The organism is Pseudomonas sp. B21-023 (assembly GCF_024749165.1).
Classification (GTDB): Bacteria; Pseudomonadota; Gammaproteobacteria; order Pseudomonadales; family Pseudomonadaceae; genus Aquipseudomonas.
On sequence record NZ_CP087190.1, the window covers coordinates 4708321 to 4726438 of the forward strand.

The 18118-nt window shown below is 62.4% G+C and carries 16 protein-coding genes; 6 read left to right on the plus strand and 10 right to left on the minus strand.

What is annotated here, in order from left to right; genetic code table 11:
- Positions 1-20: 20 nt before the first annotated feature.
- Genes LOY42_RS21230 through LOY42_RS21240 form a run of 3 tightly spaced genes read right to left on the minus strand, consistent with a single transcriptional unit; the run spans position 21 to position 2324 of the window.
- Positions 21-317: an amidase gene (locus LOY42_RS21230; protein WP_139669396.1), complete on the minus strand. Its 297-nt coding sequence runs from the start codon at positions 315-317 to the stop codon at positions 21-23.
- On the minus strand, positions 314-1390 hold the full coding sequence (locus tag LOY42_RS21235) for a serine hydrolase (RefSeq protein WP_139669394.1): 1077 nt from the start codon (positions 1388-1390) through the stop codon (positions 314-316). Before LOY42_RS21235 ends, LOY42_RS21230 begins: the two co-directional genes overlap by 4 nt.
- Positions 1391-1436: 46 nt before the next feature.
- On the minus strand, positions 1437-2324 hold the full coding sequence (locus tag LOY42_RS21240) for an acyl-CoA dehydrogenase (protein WP_258599156.1): 888 nt from the start codon (positions 2322-2324) through the stop codon (positions 1437-1439).
- A gap of 133 nt (positions 2325-2457) precedes the next feature.
- Between LOY42_RS21240 and olsB the strand changes: the two genes are divergently transcribed.
- On the plus strand, positions 2458-3213 hold the full coding sequence (olsB, locus tag LOY42_RS21245) for an L-ornithine N(alpha)-acyltransferase (RefSeq protein WP_139669390.1): 756 nt from the start codon (positions 2458-2460) through the stop codon (positions 3211-3213).
- Complete coding sequence (locus LOY42_RS21250) at positions 3213-4001, plus strand: 1-acyl-sn-glycerol-3-phosphate acyltransferase (protein ID WP_139669388.1); 789 nt, start codon at positions 3213-3215, stop codon at positions 3999-4001. Before olsB ends, LOY42_RS21250 begins: the two co-directional genes overlap by 1 nt.
- Positions 4002-4017: 16 nt before the next feature.
- Here LOY42_RS21250 and LOY42_RS21255 read toward each other — a convergent pair whose 3' ends face one another.
- Positions 4018-4596 carry an ACP phosphodiesterase gene (locus LOY42_RS21255; RefSeq protein ID WP_139669386.1) on the minus strand — a complete coding sequence of 193 codons (579 nt, stop codon included), beginning with the start codon at positions 4594-4596 and terminating at the stop codon, positions 4018-4020.
- Positions 4597-4748: 152 nt separating this feature from the next.
- On the opposite strand from LOY42_RS21255, the gene LOY42_RS21260 reads away from it, so the two are divergent.
- Together LOY42_RS21260 and LOY42_RS21265 are read left to right on the plus strand one after the other, a co-directional pair.
- The gene (locus tag LOY42_RS21260) at positions 4749-5051 is read left to right on the plus strand and encodes a helix-turn-helix transcriptional regulator (RefSeq protein ID WP_110697584.1); all 303 of its coding nucleotides are present in this window, start codon (positions 4749-4751) and stop codon (positions 5049-5051) included.
- A gap of 24 nt (positions 5052-5075) precedes the next feature.
- Positions 5076-6125: an alkene reductase gene (locus LOY42_RS21265; RefSeq protein WP_258599157.1), complete on the plus strand. Its 1050-nt coding sequence runs from the start codon at positions 5076-5078 to the stop codon at positions 6123-6125.
- A 53-nt stretch (positions 6126-6178) separates the two neighbouring features.
- Here the strand turns inward: LOY42_RS21265 and LOY42_RS21270 are convergent, their stop codons facing one another.
- From LOY42_RS21270 to LOY42_RS21295, 6 genes are all read right to left on the minus strand, one after another.
- The gene (locus LOY42_RS21270) at positions 6179-8350 is read right to left on the minus strand and encodes an autotransporter outer membrane beta-barrel domain-containing protein (RefSeq protein WP_258599158.1); all 2172 of its coding nucleotides are present in this window, start codon (positions 8348-8350) and stop codon (positions 6179-6181) included.
- A gap of 166 nt (positions 8351-8516) precedes the next feature.
- Positions 8517-10658 carry a hypothetical protein gene (locus LOY42_RS21275; RefSeq protein WP_139669380.1) on the minus strand — a complete coding sequence of 714 codons (2142 nt, stop codon included), beginning with the start codon at positions 10656-10658 and terminating at the stop codon, positions 8517-8519.
- A 209-nt stretch (positions 10659-10867) separates the two neighbouring features.
- The gene (locus LOY42_RS21280; protein ID WP_258599160.1) at positions 10868-12970 is read right to left on the minus strand and encodes a hypothetical protein; all 2103 of its coding nucleotides are present in this window, start codon (positions 12968-12970) and stop codon (positions 10868-10870) included.
- A gap of 446 nt (positions 12971-13416) precedes the next feature.
- The gene (locus tag LOY42_RS21285; RefSeq protein ID WP_139669376.1) at positions 13417-14241 is read right to left on the minus strand and encodes an ATPase; all 825 of its coding nucleotides are present in this window, start codon (positions 14239-14241) and stop codon (positions 13417-13419) included.
- Between the two features lie 87 nt (positions 14242-14328).
- Positions 14329-15324 carry an NAD(P)-dependent oxidoreductase gene (locus LOY42_RS21290; protein ID WP_139669374.1) on the minus strand — a complete coding sequence of 332 codons (996 nt, stop codon included), beginning with the start codon at positions 15322-15324 and terminating at the stop codon, positions 14329-14331.
- Between the two features lie 49 nt (positions 15325-15373).
- Positions 15374-16264 carry a LysR family transcriptional regulator ArgP gene (locus LOY42_RS21295; RefSeq protein WP_139669372.1) on the minus strand — a complete coding sequence of 297 codons (891 nt, stop codon included), beginning with the start codon at positions 16262-16264 and terminating at the stop codon, positions 15374-15376.
- Between the two features lie 124 nt (positions 16265-16388).
- Here LOY42_RS21295 and LOY42_RS21300 point away from each other — a divergent pair, with 124 nt between their 5' ends.
- Together LOY42_RS21300 and LOY42_RS21305 are read left to right on the plus strand one after the other, a co-directional pair.
- Positions 16389-16988: a LysE/ArgO family amino acid transporter gene (locus LOY42_RS21300; RefSeq protein WP_038705505.1), complete on the plus strand. Its 600-nt coding sequence runs from the start codon at positions 16389-16391 to the stop codon at positions 16986-16988.
- 238 nt (positions 16989-17226) lie between these two features.
- Positions 17227-17823, plus strand: coding sequence for a superoxide dismutase (locus LOY42_RS21305; RefSeq protein ID WP_102682810.1), 597 nt, complete (start codon positions 17227-17229; stop codon positions 17821-17823).
- The last annotated feature ends 295 nt before the right edge of the window (positions 17824-18118 follow it).

An 18118-nucleotide genomic window follows, 5' to 3' on the forward strand; every position in this document is an offset into this window, starting at 1 on the left:
TCAACCTTACCTGCACGGTTTCACGGCAGCAAGCGGCAGCCTTCGCGGTTGCCCTGCCAGGCCGCCTGGTTGCGCCGACCTAGGCCCTCGGCGGTGACCAGACGCCGGGAGCTGTCCTCTTCCAGCAGGCCCAAGGGCAGGTACTGGCGCACATAGCCCCGGCAATAGGCCTCAGCGAAACCCATCACGAACCGGCACGAGCAGTACTCTTTCGCCGAGTAGGCCGAAAGGATATCCGGGAAGTCCGCCAACGCCTGGCGCTCGTGCCAGCCCCAGGCCGACAGGGCCAGTACCAGCAGAAGCACGACCCGCTTCATGCCCCCTCCCCGGCGACGGCCGCCAGCACCCGCTTGAGCAGTTCGTTGTGGCTGAAGCTGCCATCGCGGTCATCGGCGTAGCGCACGATCACCAGCTTTTGCGTGGGCAGCACATAGAGCGCCTGGCCCCAGTGGCCGAGTGCGGCGAACGTGTTGCTCGGCGCATCCGGCCACGGCACCGGCTGGCCGGGCAATGACTGGTTGAGCCACCAGTGCCCGCCGGGGTTGGCTTCACCCGGCACAGGCTGCGCGGCGCTGAACAAAGTGCGGTTGAACGCCACCCACTCGGCCGGCAGCAACTGTTGCTCGCGCCAGTGCCCGTCACGCTGCATCAACAGACCGATGCGCGCCAGATCGCGCGCACTGAGATAGAGGTACGAGGAACCTACATAAGTGCCCTCGCCATCACGCTCCCAGACCGCACTGTCGATCCCAAGTGGGGTAAACAGGGCTTGCCAGGGATAGTCCGCATAGCGCTCAGGTGCGAGCATGCCGCGCAGGCTGGCGGCCAGCAGGTTGCTGTCACCGCTTGAGTAGACGAACTGCGTGCCAGGCGCACTGGCAGCGGGCCTGGATGCCGTGTAGGCGGCCATGTCGGTGCGGCCACGGGTGTAGAGCATGGCCACCACCGACGACTTCAATGGCGCATATTCGTAATCTTCCTGCCAGGCCAGGCCACTGGCCCAGTGCAGCAGGTCGGCCAGGCGCAGTCCGGCATGCCGCTGCAGGGCCGGGTAATAGCGGGCAGCCGGGTCATCAAACCTGAATCGCCCCTCGCCGTAAGCCACGCCCATGACCGTGGCCAGCACGCTCTTGCTCACCGACCAGGTCAGGTGGGGTGTGTCGACACGGGTCGGCTCGGCGTAGCGTTCATGGAGAATGCGCCCGTCGCGGATGATCAACAACGCATCGGTGCGAATGCCACCGCGCACGGCATCGCGTGGCGCGAAGGCGTAGGTGTCTACGGCTTGCCAGTCGATGAGCGTGTTGTCGACCGGCCACTGCGCCGCGGGCCAGTCTTCGGCCCTGGCTGAAGCTACAGCCAGGGCACAGGCAAGGAACAGTGACTTCATGGGAGGCCTGTGTGGGGGCTCAAAGACCATCCAGCGTCTCAGGCTTTCATGACAATCCAGCGGCAGCCCAGGCCTTGGCCAGGCGCTTGTCACGGGCGGCGCCGGCCAGCGCCAGCACGCCCTGGTCACGTTGCCACAACTGCGTCCAGTGCGCCGGCCCGGCGGCGAGCGCCTGCTCGATCTCGCCCCGCAAGCCCTGGAACTGGGCAAACAGGCCCCCCAGCAGCAAATGGCAGGCCACGCTGTCCGGGCATTGCCGGCTGACCTCCGCGCAGCCGGCGAGCAGGCCGATCAGTTTCAGACGGAGTGGCTGCGGCCAGGCGCACTCCTGGGCAACGCCATGCAGCCAAGCCACCAGCGCGGCGAGCACATACAGGTCTTCGAGGGAGCGGAACGGCTTGACGTAGGCATCCCAGCCATCGCCGGCCAGCAACTCGCACGCGGCATCCTTGAGCTGCAGGCGGCCATGGCCGACCTCGGGCATCAACGGCAGGGTCGGCAAGGCTTCAAGGTTGACCCCCGGCTCGCCCGGATAGACCACCGCCAGTTGCAAGCGCGGCGCCTCATCCGCGCCTTCGTGGCGCGCGGCTACCAGCAGCCATTCAGCGTCCAGCCCGGCGGTGACGAAGTCCTTGCTGCCGGTCAGGCGCAGGCCGTCCAGGCGGGTGTGCATGTCCGCCGGGCGCACGCTGCGCCGCTCGGTGGCACACAGCGCCCCCAAGCTGGCCGGTGCGCTGGGCCACAGCACCCGCAGTGCCGCCTGGTAGCCGAGCAGGAAGGCCAGACCGGGCGTGGCCATGGCACGCCCGCCCAATACCGCCAGCTCGAACGGCGCCACCGCCCCCAGGCGCTCGAGCACCGCCGCATAGGTTTCGCCCAAGGTCGCCGCCAGCGGGTGGCGCTGGGGATCGTTGAGTCGTTGCAACCAGGCCATCGCAAGCTCCTTTGAGGGGTGTCACGCAAGCATCACCAAAGATTCACGGGGGTGACACCGGGCGTACCTAGGCTGACTTTGCACAACAAAGCCGACCGGCCGCAACCCTTTGGCTGGCTTATGGAGACTCGCAATGACTCGGATCGCTCGCTCTGGCGACAACAGCACTGAACGCCGTCTGCAAGCCGAGCGCCTGGTCGGCGCCGCGGCCCTGCAGGAAGCACAGGCCCTGCGCTTCAAGGTGTTCAGCGCCGAATTCAAGGCCAAGCTCAAGGGCGCCGAACACGGGCTGGACATGGACGACTACGACATCCACTGCCGCCACATCGGCGTGCGCGACCTGGCCACCGGCCAGCTGGTTGCCACCACCCGCCTGCTCGACCACCAGGCCGCCAGCAGCCTGGGCCGCTTCTACAGCGAAGAGGAGTTCAGCCTGCACGGCCTGTTGCAGCTGCAGGGGCCGATCCTCGAGCTGGGCCGCACCTGCGTCGACCCGGCCTACCGCAACGGCGGCACCATCGCCGTGCTCTGGAGCGAACTGGCCGAAGTGCTCAACGAGGGCCGCTACAGTTACCTGATGGGCTGTGCCAGCATCCCCATGCAGGACGGCGGCGTGCAGGCCCACGCCATCATGCAGCGCCTGCGTGAACGCTACCTGTGCACCGAGCACCTGCGTGCCGAACCGAAAAAGCCGCTGCCCAGCCTGCCGCTGCCGAACAACGTCATCGCCGAAATGCCCCCGCTGCTCAAGGCCTACATGCGCCTGGGCGCGAAGATCTGCGGCGAGCCGTGCTGGGACGAGGATTTTCAGGTTGCCGACGTGTTCATCCTGCTCAAGCGCGACGACCTCTGCCCGCGCTACGCCCGTCACTTCAAGGCGGCGGTCTGATGCGGCGCCTGCGGGCCGGTGCCCGCCTGCTGCGGCTGTTTCTGGTGCTGACCCTGGGGCTGGCCATGGCCTGCGTCATCGCCCTGGGCGAGCGTCTGGGGCTGAACGCCTCGATAGAACAGCGCCAACGCTGGACACGGCTGTTCATGGGGTATCTGGTCGCCGCCCTGCCCTTCGAAGTGCAGGTCAGGGGCGAGCTGCCGCAACAACCGATGCTATGGGTCTGCAACCATGTGTCGTGGACCGACATCCCGCTGCTGGGCATGCTCACCCCGCTGTCGTTCCTGTCCAAGGCCGAGGTACGCCACTGGCCGCTGGCCGGCTGGCTGGCCGAGAAGGCCGGGACGCTGTTCATTCGTCGCGGCGGCGGCGATGCACAACGCCTACGCGAGCAGATCAGCGAACAATTGGGCGAGCAACGCCCCCTGTTGATCTTTCCCGAAGGCACCACCACGGACGGTCGCAGCCTGCGCACCTTCCATGGGCGCCTGCTGGCCGGGGCGATCGACCAGGTCACGCCGCTACAGCCTGTGGCAATCCAGTACCTGCGCGCGGGCCAGACCGATCCGATCGCGCCGTTCATTGGCGAGGACGACCTGGTTTCCCACTTGATGCGGCTGTTCGCGCAGGACCGCGGACAAGTGGTGATCCACCTGTTGCCGCCAATCGGCAGCGCGGGCAAGGAACGCGCGGTACTGGCTTTCGAAGCGCAACAGGCGGTCCATCTGGCGCTGTTCGGCGTAGAGAATGTCGAGGTGGCACCGAGGCGACAGGCTCGGGCAGCCTGAATCCGCGATTGCGGACTCAAGCCGATTGCTGTGCCTGGGCAAATGCCTGCAACTGCGGATAGAACTCGCGAAAGTCCGCCAACAACGGCTCGTACAACCGCTCCAGTTCCACCATCACCCCTGCCATCCCCTCAGGCCGCGACAGGCGCCGGGCAATTCCGGCAAACACCTGCTCCAGGGTAGCGAAATCGCCATACGCTCCCAGCCAGTCGTCGGCCGCCATCAACGGCGCAATGCGCGCCAACCGGCCCGGCAACTCCGGCTCGGCGAGCAATACCTTGTAGAAGTCATCGGTGAACCGCGCCAGCGGCTGCTCGGCATACGCCGCCCAATGCCGCGCCAGGCAGTGGTCGAAGAACACATCCAGGACGATCCCGGCGAACCGCCGCCGCTCACGCGGAAAACGCGCCAGCGCCGCCAGCACCAGCGGGTGGCTGTCGGTGTAGCGGTCGATGTGTCGGTGCAGCCGAATCGAAGCCTCCAGCGCAGGCGGGAAGCGCCCCGCGAGCTCGCCCTTGACGAAATCGCCATACAGGCTGCCAAGCAGTTGCTGCGGCGCGGGGCCGCCCAGATGAAGGTGCGCGAGATAGTTCATGGCGCCAGTCTAGCACCGCTGCCTTCTATATCGTCACAAGACGATATAGCCAATGCTGCTGGCCTTAGGATCACTTCATATTTGTATATCGCGATGCAGCGATTTATATTTCGATCCATCGCGATATACCGCTACACGCCACGAGCCCAACCATGCCCCTCGATCTCGACGAAATAATAAAAGCCCTGGCCCATCCGGTTCGGCGCGACATCCTCAACTGGCTGAAAGACCCGGCCGCGCAGTTCCCCGACCAGCACCACAGCACCGAGCACGGTGTGTGTGCCGGGCAGATCGACCAACGCTGCGGCCTGTCGCAATCGACCGTGTCCGCCCATCTGGCCACCTTGCAGCGCGCAGGCCTGATCAGCAGCCAGAAGATCGGCCAGTGGCATTTCTTCAAGCGCAACGAGGCGACCATCAAGGCGTTCCTCGAGCACATGAGCCAAGAGCTCTGACCTGATCCAAGCGAGGCTTTGCACATGACGACGTTGTTCGACCCGATCACACTGGGCGACCTCGAGCTGCCCAACCGCATCATCATGGCCCCACTGACCCGTTGCCGCGCCGACGAAGGCCGCGTGCCCAATGCGCTGATGGCCGAGTACTACGTGCAACGCGCCAGCGCCGGGCTGATCCTCAGCGAGGCGACCTCGGTCACGCCGATGGGCGTCGGCTACCCCGACACCCCCGGTATCTGGAGCGACCGGCAGGTGCGCGGCTGGCACAACGTGACCAAGGCCATCCATGGCGCAGGTGGGCGCATCTTCCTGCAATTGTGGCACGTCGGGCGCATCTCCCACCCGTCGTACCTCAATGGCGAACTGCCAGTGGCCCCCAGCGCGATCCAGCCCAAGGGCCATGTCAGCCTGGTGCGCCCGCTCAGTGACTACCCGACCCCGCGCGCGCTGGAAACCGAAGAGATCGCCGACACCGTCGAGGCCTACCGCAGCGGCGCCGAGAACGCCAAGGCCGCCGGCTTCGACGGCGTGGAGATCCACGGCGCCAACGGTTACCTGCTCGACCAGTTCCTGCAGAGCAGCACCAACCAGCGCACAGACCGCTATGGCGGCTCGCTGGAGAACCGCGCGCGGTTACTGCTGGAAGTGACCGATGCCGCCATCGAGGTATGGGGCCCGGGCCGCGTGGGCGTGCACCTGGCGCCACGCGCCGATGCCCATGACATGGGCGACGCCGACCGTGCCGAGACATTCACCTATGTGGCCCGGGAGCTGGGCAAACGCGGCATCGCCTTCATCTGCTCGCGGGAGAAAGAGGCTGACGACAGCATCGGTCTGCTGATCAAGGCAGCGTTCGGCGGCCCCTACATTGTCAACGAGCGCTTTGACAAGGCCGGCGCCAATGCTGCCCTGGCCAGCGGTAAAGCCGATGCCGTGGCCTTCGGCATTCCGTTCATCGCCAACCCCGACCTGCCAGCGCGCCTGGCCGCCGATGCACCGCTCAATGCGCCGCATCCGGAGACGTTCTATGGCAAAGGCCCGGTCGGGTATATCGACTACCCGCGGATGTAAGCGAATGCTGAGCCTGTAGAATCGGGCTCCAGCAAGTGGATGCCGGCGGGCGATCAGAAGTTGTAGCGCAACCCCAGGTTGACCCCGTACGGCTGCTCGATATGCTCGCCATTGCTGTACTGGAACTCGCCGTGCAGCTGCAGCACTTCCGAGACCTGCGCCACCAGGCCCACGGCCACCTCGCCACGGGTGCCGGAGAGGTCGTTGGTGAAGTGGTTGTCGTTGATCTTCACCTTGTTGCTGTTGATGAACTCGTGGGCCGCCGCGACTTTCAGGTAAGGCTGCAGGACACTGCCGTTGTCCAGCGCCAGGCTGCGCCCGACCTGCGCACCGACCTTGCCGAGCAACGAGTTGGCGCCATCGCTCTCGGCCCGCAGGCCGTTGTCCAGGGTGTAGCTGTCGCCATCGACCCACAAAGCGGACAGCTGGGTGAACGGTTCGACATACCAGCCATCATCCAGCTTGAAGTGCCGGCCAACCTCAACCGAGGCCCCGAGGCCGTCGTTGTGATACTCGCCCTTGGTCTTGCGGCCATCGCTCATCACCACATCGTTGCGGTTACGCAAGCGGTTGTACTTGAGCACCGCGTCGATGTAGTAACCACTGTCGGTCATCCAGGTGCTGTAGGCGCCGACATAGTAGCTTTTGATCTTGCCGGAAGAGCCGAGGCTGTAATCCAGGTTCGACTCGCTGTAACCGCCCATCACCCCGAGCAACCAACGGCCATCGTAGCCAGGCAAGGCGCCGTCGGCGCCGAAGCTCACACCGTTCTGGTCCTGCTGGTAGGCCACGGCGCTGCCCGCCGACAGGTTGTAGCGGTTGCCATAGCTGCGCATCCACAAGCCCTGGCCCTGGCCCAGGCGCAGTTCGCCCATGCGGCTGCGCAGCGACGACAGTTCACCATACCAAACGGTCGGCGCGGCGCTGAACATGCCCAGCACCGCATGGGCGCTCGGAGTCAGCACGTTGCCGGGCTTCTGCTTCAGGTACCAGTTGTCCTCGCCGTCGCCTTTTTCCAAGGTGTAGAGGAAGGTGCCGAAATCGATATCGTGCAACAGGCCGAAGGTGGCGTCGCCCCCACCGGTCTCGATGATGCGGTGCGGCGCCTGCCCTTCCACCGGATCGACACCGGTGCTGGCAATGCTCAGTTGATGATTGCCCTCTGCCGCACCAGTGACTTTCAGCATGTCGCCGGTGCCGCTGGCCAGGTCGATGTCCATCACGAAGATGCCCGAGCCCTTGAGGTTGTCTACCGTCAGGGTCTTGAAGCCAGTCATTGTGTCCCGATCGGTGAAATCGACCGTGCCATTGTCGAGCGTCAGGTCGCCAACCTCGCCATCCTTGGTCAGGATCCAGCGGCCACCGCTCTCCAGGGCCAGGCTCTGGACATTGACCAGGTTACCCCTGAGCGAGGCATTGTTGCGCAGTACCAGGTTGGCGCTGCTGGTGCCATCGACCACCACGTCGCCGGACAACTGACTGTTATCGGCCGTGAAGTCAGTGCTCATGCCTCTGGTGACCTCAAGGATCGTGCCGTTGCCACCTACCAACTCGCTGCCGTTGCTTACCTCGATGGTTGCCGTGCCGATGGTCCCGTCGCTGGCAGCCCGAACCAATATGGCGCTTCCGGTTTCACTCATGACCTTGGAACCATCCAGCTTCACCTGCGAGCCGCCACCTCCGTCGGCGGCCAGGTCCTGGGTTACATTCAGGCCATTGGTCTTACCGCTGATGACGCTACCGCCAGAGGCGATCAAGGTTGAGCCATTGAGGTAGGCGCCCATTCGCCGGGTGCCGGTCAATGAGCTGCCTATGAGCTCAAGCACGCTACCTTGGCTGAGTGCCGCGCCGCTGCCGCCACTGATCGTGCTGCCCTTGGCGACAATGGTGGAGGTAGTGCTCGCACTGACCCCGTAGCCGTTCGTTCCGCCGGTGACCGTCGCCCCGTCAAGTGACGCCTGGGTACCTTCGCGCATTGCAATGCCCACCCTCGTACCGGATGTCGTTACCTGCCCACCGTTCACTGTGACCGTCGAACCGCTCAACGCGGTGATCCCATCAGTACTACCACTGGCCGTGATCAGCAGGTTCGATCCATTTCTCAGGGTGTAATCGTCCGAGACGGGCGTGCTGACCGTTTCATCCTGGCCATCGAGGTCCTTCGCCTCGGCCAGCCCCGTCCCGGCCATGGCACTGAACAGGCCCACCGCAACGCTCAAGGGCATGGCAGAAATCATCGATTTCACATTGCTCTCCTGTTTCAACTCGTTAACTGAGCGGTGGGCAGTCGCAAGACCTGGGCACCGCCAGAAAGGAGCGCGCAGTGTCGGCAAGAAGCCAAGAAACTTCTGTAGGACTTTTCTTTACTTGATAGAAATACGCCGTATTTTCCTAATCAGGCTGGAAGCTCGAGACGGGTGAAAATTGCCTGGTTTCAGGCTTGCTTGCATCCACGAGGAAGGAGTAGTTGGCAAGTACGGTTTTTCTGCTGTCGGCCTCGGCCCAAGACGGGTCGACGAGGACCTTGAAGTATCGACCGTCCTGGTAGACCTTGACGGTTGCCCGCCTGAGCTCACCGCCTTCAGCCTGCCAATGAAGATCGACTTGGTCCCCGTCCTTGATGCGGTCATAACGCAGGGAGAACTTGGGTGTATCACCGCCGTACGACATGTAGTCCGGCGCCTGCAGATCGTCGCGATCCTGCTGCCTCACGTTTAGAGCGAGTACATCGGAATACTCTTCGTCCCCACCTTTAGCCGGCCTGGCCAGGTAACTGACCGACACGGTCTTGCCGATGAAGGCCATCAGCACGCCAATGGGCACTTCGAAAACCAGATCGCCCGGTGTTACGACCCTCTTCCAGGGTGACTGATAGGTGAAGGCGACGCGTGCCCAAACACCGCGCTCTTCCTCCTCACCCACCCAGCGAACGGCAATCTCTTGGTCTTTGTTCATACTGGAGTATCGGGCCACGGTGACCTTCACATGGGTTGCATCGAGGAAGTCCTTATGAAAATCCAACTGGTCCTTGTCCTCACCGGATGCCTTCTCGACTTCCGGTCGGCGCAATACATTGGGCACTCGCCAGCCGTTTGTCGGTGAACGGGAGCTCGCCCCGCCCGCAGTGACCAATGTGTAGAACAGCTTCAGACTGCCGCCCCGTAATGCTTCGACCCTCTCCTTGAACACCACATGCTCGACGGCGCCTACACCATCGACCACCAACGTCCATTGGCCGTTGTCTGGCTTGCCTGCGCTGTTGATCCCCCTCCACTCGAGCAACAGATGATCACCTGCCACCATGTGCTTGTAGGGTTGAATTTTCACAGTGGCACCCTTTCTGGGCACGTCCTGGGGATCAAGCCATCTCCCCTCGGCCTCGACGATCTCCGGCTTCTCAAGAGAAAATGCACCGGTAATCTTGACCGTATAGGTGTCAGACGTGCGCCAGGGCGAGCCGCTGATACGATAAAGCACCGTGGCGCTGCCCTGCAGCGCCTGCGCCGCGTGGCTGTTGTCTAGCGTGAACGCCAGATCTTCCGCGAGATCGTCTGCCTCCAGCTTTTCGATTCCGTCGAAGACCGGAGGCAGTGACGAACCATTGGCAGTCAACCCAACCCAGATCAACTCCAGCGTCTTGCCAAGCCAGGCGGGCTCAGGTGTGACGATGACCTTGACAGGGGCACCGTCCAGCGCATTGAAGTCGAGCTCATCGCGTTCATTGACGCCCTCAACCCTAGGCGCAGGTAGCGTCTGGGTCAGGCGCAGGGCCAGCGAATTATGGGCAAGCGAGACCACGGACTCATTGCCTGCCAGGTCTTGCACTTGGTAGGTGAAGCGGATCGGTATGCTGTCGAACAAGGCCTGCAAGTTCGTCAACGATATCGTGACCTCGGTGGGATCAGTCTCGCTCTCGACCTTGAACGGGCCTTCGGTCACCGATACGACGCCGTCGGTGATGGTGAGGGTGATCTGATCACCCAACTGCCGACCGTCGTAACCACTGACACTTATCGTAAGCTTGCCACCGACGAAATCGGACTCTAGGATGTGCCCTCGCTCCTCAACGTCGGCAGGAAATACCACCTTGCCCAGAGCCCCTTCCGAGCCGCCTGGTGCCTGCCTGTCGATACGCACGTAAAAAGAGTTCTTGGCGAATTCCCAATCATCACTGCCTACCTGCTTGGCCCCGTAGCCAAGCAGGAATCGCTCGTCCTGGCCTTCGGTGACGCTGTCCCAGTAACTGGGGGGGATAGCGAGCATGAAATCGGGGCCGGGTTCGCCAGGAGGATTCGCTTCCTCCTCAGTGACAACATGATAGGCCCCCGCTACACCCTCAAGGTTAACGTCATCCCATATCAAGGCGATGACGACCCCTTCGCCGATGTGCTGCCACCAAGGCACTTTCACCGTTAGGGCCTGGCCCTGCCGTTCGACAGGCAGGAGCTCGGCGTTTCCCTTACCGTCGTCGCGCAAATCGACAACCAGATCCGGGAGTGCGAGCGTCCCGGTGACTTCAGTAGATCCTGCCATGCGCTCACCCTCCACGGGTCGTGGTTTCTTGGCTAGGCTCTGTATGAAAAGCCTTGATACTCGGTGATGCTGCGTTGAAAACAGCCTCGGAATGCTCATTTACAACCCGTAAACTCCGCTTCCTCGGCTGTTTTCGCCTTGCCTGACCTTCGTCTCAAGATTTCTCATACAGACCCTAGTCGAGGCGACAATCAATTGCCGTTTCAGCGTCACTTCCGGGCGCTGGCACGCAACCCAGGGAACGGGCAGGAGTCTTCGCCTACGTTTCTGATCGATACAAAGACGCGCTTGTGGCCGGATCGTTTGCTCCCAATCGAGTTGGTCGCCGTATATTCAACCGTCGCGCTACCCAGGCAGACCTTGTACGCCCACTCCTCATCGACAGTGGCAGTGATCTCCCCAAGCCCCACATCATCGACACTGAGCTCTCGCATAGGGAGATCCTTTGTAGCCCCTGGGATCGGATTGCCTTCGGCACCCACCCTCCCGTCATCCGCCTTGAGATGGATCTGGATCGTGTCGCCCTGCTTTGCTGTGCTAAACAGTTTGATGCGAATCGGCAAGCCATTCTTGGCATGGGTTCGATCGATCGAGTCTTGGGAATTGAGGCGAGTGAATTCAAGGACATCAAGATCAGCACCACCGCCTGGCAGGTCTCCGGGGCGAATGACCTTGACCGCTTTGAAGAGCGGGAACGCAGGGTTGTTGTCAGGAGCCGAGTTGAACAGCCGGGTGACAGTGTTGGTCATGGGTACCTGGCCACTCGGTTGACTCGCCAACCATGCCGGCAATATATTACGGGTAACATCTGCCGCTGCGCCTGCTTCGGCCGCACTCACCGAATCAAGATCAAAGACGTTGATGAAGTTGTTATCGCCATCAACCGCATCCCCCCAGACAAATTGGAGCACGTCGTCCTCCGCCAGCAGAGGGTCACCATTCTGGTCGGTCCAGGGGATGGTCAACACCGCCCCCTGCAAGACATCCTCCGGCGTCAGGTCATCGACTTTTCCGCTGGCATTACCTGTGATGGTCGGTTGTTTCAGATTACCGTGCCCCGGAATCTCCGGATCAGGGTCAGGCCCGCCAGGCAGTCGCAGGTCGACATTGACCACGTTCGGCGTTGCCGTCTCGGCGATCTTGGAGCCTGCGCGCCACAGCTGATAGCCGACGTTGACCGCACCGTCTTGCGGGCCATTACTGGTAAGCGCATACAACAACTCGATCTCCATCAGATCACCTGAACCTGGTGGAAACGGTACTATGTGGTCGTCAGACGGTTGTCCGTTCCACAGCACGACAATCTTGTCGTTGGCGTGAATGCCTGTAATCTCCGGGATCACAACTCTGACCCCTGCCCGGGCATCCTTTTCGAGCAACAACTGAGGCGGTGCTTCTTCATCGCCAAACTTCGGCACTTTCAATTTATCAAGCGCGACCGGGATATCCTTCAGCAAAAGTTTCAGATTATTATGCGGCACGGAAACGGCTGAAGTATGACCGGCCCGATCAGTCACGACATATGAAAAGGTGATAGGTACTTCATCCGCTAACGTATCAAATGCCGCCAATGACAACTGCACGACCGTCGCATCACTACTACTAACAACCTTGGCTGACTGTGGCGGGCTGGTATTGGCGCGGTCCGACATGGTCACGGCAATCGTGTCATAGGGCCGTTGTTCCATATATCCCTGAACGGTTGCCGCCAACTTATCCCCAACAAAGTCCGATTTCAGAATATATCCCCTGGTCTCGATTGCATCAGAGAATTTTATCTTCGCCAGGGTACCCGCGCTGCCCCCCGGGGTAATCTTGTCGATCCGCACGGGCCGAACGGGGCTATTGGTCCAGTCACCAGAGCCGACTTGCCTGAGTGAATACCCCAGCATGACCGTTCTATCCGTTCCTGAGGCAATGGCATCCAGGTACTTGACGGGCACTGAGAGCTTGAACCTGAATGTAGGATCTAAGGCTTCCGCCTCAAGTACCTCGTGCCAGGCGAGGTCCTCCTCATCAACCGCCTCTAACTGCTTCCCATCCCAAAACAGAGCGATAGTCTGACCCTCTTCGGCGTCGTCCCAGATAAGGACCTCCGTTGCCAGGGGCTTGCTCTGCTCTGCTACGGGCAGCACTACGCCGGGTGCGCTGCTAGCATCGGGATCTTCCGAGATCAGGCTGGGAACTTCCAAGGGATTGAAGGCATCCACAAAGAGCGTGCCGCGTGGATAGACAGCCGTGGAGCGTTTGGGCAGTGCCTTTGATGATTGACGAAGTTGTTCACTATCTTGAGCGGACACAGGCTTATTCATGAAAATCTCCAGAACCGATACATTTCAAGAAAAAAGTACCACGCCTCTATAATTGGCCATCGGGCTAGTACGGCCTCCCAATCGACCACATAAACGTTCACACTCGATCTTTACTTGCAGTACTGTCGACGTGCTGCATATAGATTTAACAAACCTGGAAACATTCGGCACCTGGCAAAAATGCTAGGTGGCAGGCTACGCGTGTCTATAGTTGAGAGGCGGCACTTATTGAGAGGGGCTATTCGATCCACTGCATATACAGTGCAGGGCAGCGCAGATAATGTGTGGGAGCGGGCTTGCGCCGCACTGCGGCGCAAGCCCGCTCCCACGCTGGTGATGCTTGCAACTCTGCGCCCTTTGCGGCAACGCAGTGCGGAAGGCTGGGCGCTCTGCTGTAAGGCCCCGCCATATCAGGAAATGACACCGGCGGCACACCGCTCCCTGGCTCACGGGCGTGCGTTGATCTGCTGCTGCAGGTTCTGGATCTGGCTTTGCAGCGTGCTGATACTGCGCGTTACCTGCCCGCGGAAGGCATCGAATTCCTGCACCGATGCGCCACCGGCGGTGGGCGCCGAACGATTGTCCACCTGGCTCTTGAGCACCAGCATATCTTGCTCCAGGCTCTCGATGGCGGCACTCGGGTTGCCCTGTTTCTTCAGCGCCGCCACGTCGTTGCTCAGGCTCTTTAGCTGGCCATCGAGCTTACCGCCGTCCACCTGCCCCGACTTGAGCGCAGCCAGCTCGGCATTGACGGCCTTGAGTTGCGCCTGCAACTGGCTTTGCAGTTCGGTGACCACCTTCTGCTGTTCACGGGTATCGGCCAGCACCTGCTCAAGGCGCTTGCCCAGGTCTCCCGCCTGGCCGGCAACGCCCAGCTGCTGCTTGCCCTGCTCGGCCAGGGAAGCCTGCAACTGGCGAATCTGCAACTTCAATGCCTCGCTGCCCGTACTGTTGCTGGATTCACTGGCGTCGACCTTGCCGCTGATCACCTGCAGGCGGCCGGCGGCCTCTTCACTGATACGGGCAAAGCTTTCCTGAGTCGCGACCAGTTGCTGCTCCATCAGCGCGAGCTGCTGGAAGCTCCACCAGCCAAGCCCGGCCAGGGCGATGAAAGCGGCGCCCAGCAACGTCCACAGCGGGCCATTGCTGCGCGGCCGTGCCGCCTTCTGGCGGCTGCGGGCGACATGGGCGGGCAGCAGTTCGTCGTCATCGGGAGTGCCGGCACGCAAGGAGGGCACGTCGTCAAAATCTTCATGGGCGTCGTTACGCATGGGTGCATTCAACCGCGGTAGTAGCAAAGAGGCATGAGTATAAACCGCCAGGGCGGCGCACTGATGACCATCATCCCACCCACAGGTTCAGCGCTGCCCTGGTTGTGCCTGCCACCAGTTGCAGAATTCATCCAGCGCCGACCACACATCGGTGCCTGGCCGGTAGTCCAGATACTGGCGGGCGCGGCTGATATCGAGGGTGAAATCCGTGCTCATCACCTGCACCGCGGTGCGGCTCAGGGTCGGCTGCGGGCGTCCGGGCCAGAGCAGGCAGGCGCCTTCGTTGAGCGCCGCCAGGCTGTACGCCAGGCCGGGTGAGCGATAGCGGGTGACCTGGGGCAGCTGCATGCGGCGCATGACGTAGTTGACCACATCCCACAGCGGCAGCGGCTGGCCGTTGCTGATGTTGTAGGCCTGGCCCAAGGCCTGGTCCTCGGCGAACAGCGCGCTGAGCAGTGCCTCGTTGAGGTTGTGCACACTGGTGAAATCGACCTTGTTCAGGCCATTGCCGATGATCGCCACACGCCCCTTCGCCTGCATGCGCATCAGCCGTGGGAAGATGCTCGCGTCGCCGGCCCCGGTGACGAAGCGCGGCCGCAACGCCAGCACCTCCAGGCCGAACTCCTGGGCGCCGAACACCTTCTGCTCGGCCAGGTGCTTGGTCTGCGCGTAGTGGTCGTGGAAGCGGCGTGGGACCTGGTCTTCGCGGATGTCCAGGCGCGAGCGGCCGGTGAAGTAGATCGACGGCGACGACAGGTGCACCAGGCGCCGTACATGCTCCTTGATACAGCCCTCGACCACGTTCTCGGTGAGCACCACATTGCCCTGGTGGAAGTCCTGGTAGCGTCCCCAGGTGCCCACCGCTCCCGCACAATGCACCACCGCGTCCATCCCCTGGCACAGGCGCCGGGCCAGTTCGGCATCACCCAGGTCGCCGGGGATGAACTGCGCCCCGCGCTTGACCAGATGCTCCACGCCCTCCGCCCGCCGGCCGTTGACCCGCACCTCAAGGCCTTGCTCCAGGGCGAAGCGCGCAAAGCGCCCGCCGATGAAGCCGCTCGCGCCGGTGACCAGAATTCGCATGTAAGACTCCGCCTTGCCCTATTTCGGATGCAGCTGACGCTTGAAGTGCCTACAAGGGCACCAGCCAGGCCCGCGCCGAATGGCGCAGGTGGTCGGTCAACTGGGCGAGCAACTGCCCGCCGTTGCGCCAATGATGCCAGTACAACGGCACATCGATGGGTGTATCTGTACAGATTTCCACCAGTTCGCCACGCGCCAGTTGCTTGGTCACCTGCCGTTCCGGCACCAGCCCCCAGCCAAGACCAGCCTCGGTCATGCGCATGAAACCTTCGGACGAGGGGCACAGGTGATGCAGGAAGCCCTCCTGCACACCCAACGACGCCAGGTAGCGATGCTGCAGGAAATCGTCCGGCCCGAACACGACCGCCGGGGCACGGGCCAGACGCTCGACCGCGAACCCCTGGGGAAAGTAACGCGCCATGAACGCGGGACTGGCCAGCGCCCGATAGCGCATCGAGCCCAACGGCAGGCTGCGCGCCCCGGCCACCGGCCGTTCGCTGCCACATAGGCAGGCCGCCACTTCGCCGGCGCGCATGCGCTTCAGACCGACCTCCTGATCCTCGACCACCAGGTCGAGCAGCACCTGCTGCTCGGCGCAGAACGGGCCTACCGCACCGGCCCACCAGGTTGCCAGGCTGTCGGCATTGAGGGCGATACGCAGGCGCTCGGGCATGCCTTCTTCGTCCAGTGCCGGCACCTGGCGTTGCAGGTCGCGCTCGAGCAGGCGCACCTGCTGCACATGGTTGAGCAACTGGCGCCCGACTTCGGTCGGGCTCGGTGGCGTGGCGCGCACCAGCACTGGCTGGCCAACCCGTGCTTCAAGCAGCTTGATGCGTTGCGAGATGGCCGATTGCGACAACCCCAGTACCTGGGCCGCACGCTCGAAACCACCTTGCTCGATCACCGCAGCGAGGGCAGCGAGCAATTTGTAGTCGAACATCGATTTCTCTAATGACTGATCAGCTCTATTTGTTTTTCTTATACCGCCACAACAGCCAGAATGGCCACATCTTTCTTGGCAACCCGCGCCGATCGTGCATCGGCGCCAATGGAGTGTTCCCGCTATGTGGCAAAGCTATCTCAACGGCATGCTGGTGGCCTTCGGCCTGATCATGGCCATCGGCGCGCAGAACGCCTTCGTCCTGGCACAAAGTCTGCGCCGTGAACACCACCTGCCCGTAGCCGCATTGTGCATCGTCTGCGATGCGCTGCTGGTCGCCGCCGGGGTATTCGGCCTGGCCACGGTGCTGGCGCACAACCCCACCTTGCTGGCCGTGGCCCGCTGGGGCGGTGCGCTGTTCCTGATCTGGTACGGCGCCAAGGCCCTGCGCAGCGCCTGCTCTAAACAGAGCCTGCAGCATCAGGAAGGCCAGGGCATGCGTTCGCGCCGCGCAGTGTTGCTCAGCGCCCTGGCGGTGACCCTGCTCAATCCGCACGTCTACCTCGATACCGTGTTGCTGATCGGCTCCCTCGGCGCCCAGCAGACCGTGCCCGGCGCCTACGTGGCCGGCGCCGCCAGCGCCTCGCTGGTATGGTTCTCGACCCTGGCGATCGGTGCCGCCTGGCTGGCGCCATGGCTGGCGCGCCCGGCGACCTGGCGCATGCTGGACCTGATGGTGGCGGTAATGATGTTCGCGGTGGCAGCGCAGTTGATCTTCAACTGACGCCGCGAAAAAACCGGGTATCCCACGCTGAGCCGCGACAGTCACGCAGCCCACCTGTCGGCCCCAGCCAACCGCTCTGGAACCTCTATTCCCTATAGATGTTGCGTGGTTAAGCGCCGAGGCCGGTGCTATGATCCAGCCCTTGCGTCGCAAAGAGTACAAACTCGCCGACGCTCACCGGGCCGCCCGTGATCGGCCTTGCGCATACCGCAAACAGACCTGAATCAGGAGATCCACCATGGCTTTTGAATTGCCGCCGCTGCCGTACGCCCACGATGCCCTGCAGCCGCACATCTCCAAGGAAACCCTGGAGTTTCACCACGACAAGCACCACAACACCTATGTCGTGAACCTGAATAACCTGGTCCCAGGCACCGAATTCGAAGGCAAGACCCTGGAAGAGATCGTCAAGAGCTCTTCGGGCGGCATCTTCAACAACGCAGCCCAAGTCTGGAACCACACCTTCTACTGGAACTGCCTGTCGCCAAACGGCGGTGGCCAACCGACCGGTGCCCTGGCTGACGCCATCACCGCTGCCTTCGGTTCCTTCGACAAGTTCAAGGAAGAGTTCACCAAGACTTCGGTCGGCACCTTCGGTTCCGGCTGGGGCTGGCTGGTGAAGAAGGCCGACGGTTCCCTGGCCCTGGCCAGCACCATCGGCGCCGGCTGCCCGCTGACCAGCGGCGACACCCCGCTGCTGACCTGCGACGTCTGGGAACACGCCTATTACATCGACTACCGCAACCTGCGTCCGAAGTACGTCGAGGCGTTCTGGAACCTGGTCAACTGGAAGTTCGTTGCCGAGCAGTTCGAAGGTAAGACCTTCAAGGCCTGATTGCTCGCCTTGAATTCAAAAAACCCGGCCCGGCGCCGGGTTTTTTATTGCCTGGGGAAATGCGTTCGCCTCCTGCAAGGGCAGACCTGACAGAATTGCTTGCAACCCATCTTCGCGCTCTTGCTCAGCCCGCATTGCGCGCTAACATCAACCTTCTGGAAAGTTGACGCAGCGCACTCAAGTCGCATGACCGCTCGACCGATACAGAGTCAAGGGCAATTCCGTCGACGGACAGGTTGCCTGACGGGGTATGGGGTCGATAGTCTCTCGCCATGGTTGATGGCAAAATAATGGC

Coding starts and splice junctions, on each gene's coding strand:
- LOY42_RS21295 (WP_139669372.1), bottom strand. CDS start 16,264: ATGTTCGACTACAAATTGCTCGCTGCCCTCGCTGCGGTGATCGAGCAA.
- LOY42_RS21235 (WP_139669394.1), bottom strand. CDS start 1,390: ATGAAGTCACTGTTCCTTGCCTGTGCCCTGGCTGTAGCTTCAGCCAGG.
- LOY42_RS21280 (WP_258599160.1), bottom strand. CDS start 12,970: ATGAATAAGCCTGTGTCCGCTCAAGATAGTGAACAACTTCGTCAATCA.
- LOY42_RS21290 (WP_139669374.1), bottom strand. CDS start 15,324: ATGCGAATTCTGGTCACCGGCGCGAGCGGCTTCATCGGCGGGCGCTTT.
- LOY42_RS21240 (WP_258599156.1), bottom strand. CDS start 2,324: ATGGCCTGGTTGCAACGACTCAACGATCCCCAGCGCCACCCGCTGGCG.
- LOY42_RS21300 (WP_038705505.1), top strand. CDS start 16,389: ATGTGGCAAAGCTATCTCAACGGCATGCTGGTGGCCTTCGGCCTGATC.
- LOY42_RS21250 (WP_139669388.1), top strand. CDS start 3,213: ATGCGGCGCCTGCGGGCCGGTGCCCGCCTGCTGCGGCTGTTTCTGGTG.
- LOY42_RS21265 (WP_258599157.1), top strand. CDS start 5,076: ATGACGACGTTGTTCGACCCGATCACACTGGGCGACCTCGAGCTGCCC.
- LOY42_RS21285 (WP_139669376.1), bottom strand. CDS start 14,241: ATGCGTAACGACGCCCATGAAGATTTTGACGACGTGCCCTCCTTGCGT.
- LOY42_RS21275 (WP_139669380.1), bottom strand. CDS start 10,658: ATGGCAGGATCTACTGAAGTCACCGGGACGCTCGCACTCCCGGATCTG.
- LOY42_RS21255 (WP_139669386.1), bottom strand. CDS start 4,596: ATGAACTATCTCGCGCACCTTCATCTGGGCGGCCCCGCGCCGCAGCAA.
- LOY42_RS21305 (WP_102682810.1), top strand. CDS start 17,227: ATGGCTTTTGAATTGCCGCCGCTGCCGTACGCCCACGATGCCCTGCAG.
- LOY42_RS21270 (WP_258599158.1), bottom strand. CDS start 8,350: ATGCCCTTGAGCGTTGCGGTGGGCCTGTTCAGTGCCATGGCCGGGACG.
- olsB (WP_139669390.1), top strand. CDS start 2,458: ATGACTCGGATCGCTCGCTCTGGCGACAACAGCACTGAACGCCGTCTG.
- LOY42_RS21260 (WP_110697584.1), top strand. CDS start 4,749: ATGCCCCTCGATCTCGACGAAATAATAAAAGCCCTGGCCCATCCGGTT.
- LOY42_RS21230 (WP_139669396.1), bottom strand. CDS start 317: ATGAAGCGGGTCGTGCTTCTGCTGGTACTGGCCCTGTCGGCCTGGGGC.